General features: G+C 53.1%; 1 pseudogene. It reads right to left on the bottom strand.

Going from position 1 to position 360, the window contains the following annotated elements:
• Positions 1 to 24 precede the first annotated feature (24 nt).
• Positions 25 to 360, bottom strand: a pseudogene (locus FS628_RS30200) (bacitracin ABC transporter ATP-binding protein); the annotation flags it as partial.

Here is a 360-nt window from a genome sequence, read left to right as displayed (position 1 = left end):
AATCCCAACACAATCCACCTCCCCTCATATCGATCCCCCCTCCCCAATCACCCCCATCAACACATCTTCCACACACTCACCCTCTTCCTCTACACCATACACATCATCATCCTCCTCAATCAATCCCCCCACAACCACTCCAACCCAACGCTTATCCATATACCCCAATCTTAACCCACAACCTTCTCCCTCACCCAATTCACCCTCCTCTCTCCCCACCTTCATCCCCTCTTCCCCCTCCCAAACCCTTAACCCAATCCACCTCCCCCTCTCACTATCCACACTCCCAATACTATCCTCAACTACCATCTTCCCTTCACCCATAATCCCCACCCCCCTTCCCATCTCTTCGACCTCCCT

The sequence above is a fragment of the Paenibacillus xylanexedens genome, from assembly GCF_007676705.1.
Taxonomy (GTDB): Bacteria; Bacillota; Bacilli; order Paenibacillales; family Paenibacillaceae; genus Paenibacillus; species Paenibacillus xylanexedens_C.
Note: the sequence above shows the minus strand (reverse complement) of the source record. Positions and strands in the feature narration are given on the sequence as shown.